This window comes from Rhodobacter sp. NSM (genome assembly GCF_052244495.1).
Classification (GTDB): Bacteria; Pseudomonadota; Alphaproteobacteria; order Rhodobacterales; family Rhodobacteraceae; genus Cereibacter_A.
Genome location: NZ_JBQPXH010000044.1, coordinates 1 through 1,892, shown reverse-complemented (window position 1 = coordinate 1,892; position 1,892 = coordinate 1). Strand labels below are relative to the sequence as shown.

1 protein-coding gene is annotated in these 1,892 nt (G+C 65.6%); it reads right to left on the bottom strand.

From position 1 onward, the window contains the following. Positions 1-78: 78 nt before the first annotated feature. Positions 79-1,725, bottom strand: coding sequence for an IS1634 family transposase (locus ACTVZP_RS22125; RefSeq protein WP_443214285.1), 1,647 nt, complete (start codon positions 1,723-1,725; stop codon positions 79-81). Between the last annotated feature and the right edge of the window lie 167 nt (positions 1,726-1,892).

The following is a 1,892-nucleotide window of genomic DNA, read 5'->3' as shown; positions in this document are numbered from 1 at the left end:
CCGAAGTTCATCAGGAAAACGAACAAGCGATTGATTTCCTTTGCACCAGGATGGCGCGTTTGCCACAACGGAGCTGCGTCAGGCCGGTTTTGGCAGGCTCAGGGCGTCAAAGAGATCGAGTTGCTCCGGGGTGGTTCGGGTTGTGCCGTTGAGGGTGCGGCTGCCGATATGGGCCGTGTGCTTCTGGATGCGGGCCAGCATGTCCAAGGCGGTGCGGGGGCTCGCCGCGTGCCCCTTCGCCTTCAGCCGCATGCGCATGACGCGATAGAGAGTGAGCGCGAGGAAGCAGATCAGCGCGTGGGCGCGGATGCGCTCGGGCAGGCGGTGGTGGACCGGGGCGATCTCGATGTCGGACTTCAGCACCCGGAAGCCGCGCTCGATGTCGGCCAGCGCCTTGTAGCGCATGACGGCGTCCGCTGGCGTCAGGTCCGGGGCGTTCGTCAGGAGCGCGAGCTTGCCGTCGAAGAGTTCGGCTTCCGCAATGGCGGCCTCGTTCAACGACCAACTGAAGCGGTCGGCCGCGTAGTCGGCCTGGATGAAGCGGGTCAATTCGGCCTCGGCGACCGCACGGGTGAAGCGGCTGTAGGCACCACGGTCGGAGGCCCGCCGGCCCCGGTCGCTTTGCCCCGCGTCTTGTGCATTCAGCTTGCCGACCATGCGCTCGGCCAGGGCTTCCAGTTCGGCGATGCGGGCGCGGCGTTTCTCGGACTGCTCGGCCCCGCGCAGCGGATCGTGGGCCACGATCAGCCGGTGGCCGACGAAGCGAGCCTCGGCGAGGCCCACCTCGTCGAAGGCGAGGCCGCGGAAGGTCTCGACCAACTCGCCGTAGCGGCGGGCGGGGACGGCGAGGATGAACTCGAGCTTCCGCCCACCCTGATCGGCCAGCGTGGTCAGGGCATCGATGTTGTCGAGGCTGAGGAGCCCACGGTCGGCGACCAGCACGACCCGCTCGATAGGGAAGCGCTGCAGGACGGTCGTCAGCATGGCCTGCAGCGTCTTCGTCTCGGCGACGTTGCCGGGGTGGACCGTATGCATGAGCGGCAGGCCATCGGCCGTCTGGACCACGCCCAGCACGAACTGGCGGGCGATGCCGCCCTTTTCCTTGTTCATACCGAAGGCGCGGAGATCGTCGTCCACCTCGCCTTCCCCATGGATGCGCACGGTGGTCAGGTCGTAGAACACCACCGCCAGATCGCGATCGACCAGCGGGCGGATCTGTTTCGCCAACTCGATCTCGACCCGCTCGGCGTGGTCGATCAGCGCGTCCATCGCGCGCAGGAGGTGCTGATGCGTCACCGTTTCGGGCATCGCCGGCATCGCCACGGTCTCCAGCCAGCGCAGGCAGCCGAGCTTGGAGTCCGGTTCGCACAACCGGTTGAAGACCATGGCCCGCACCAGGGCTTCCACGTCCAGCTGGCGCTTTCCGGAACGCAGGGCGCGCCCCAGCGCGCGGTCGAAGCCGAGGTCCTTCCACAACTCGTGCAGCGCGAAGACGTCGCCGAAGCTCAGGGATGGATCATGGACCAGGTCGGACGCCGTATTCTCAGCGCGGCCGAGAACGCGGTTCAGTCCGTTGATCAGTGGATCGAGCTTTTCAGGGGTGAGATCGTCGACGCGCCCGAGGTTTGCCACCACGCGATGGCGGACCTTTCCGGCATCGGTGCGATAGCCCTCGACCAGCTGAAGGTACCGGCGCCCGCCTGACTGGGTGATCTTCGTGTACATGCCGCAACGATACGCAACGTGATATCGGATTTCAAACAAAAAGGCCCGCTGGCGTGCCACAACAGGAATGGGGCGCAATCAGCCCGGTCAGAGCGCCAAGTCCTTGATTTCACGGACAGCCACCCGCCAAAACCACAGAAAATCAGGCTGCAAATGTCGAACTTCGG

Coding starts and splice junctions, on each gene's coding strand:
- ACTVZP_RS22125 (WP_443214285.1), bottom strand. CDS start 1,725: ATGTACACGAAGATCACCCAGTCAGGCGGGCGCCGGTACCTTCAGCTG.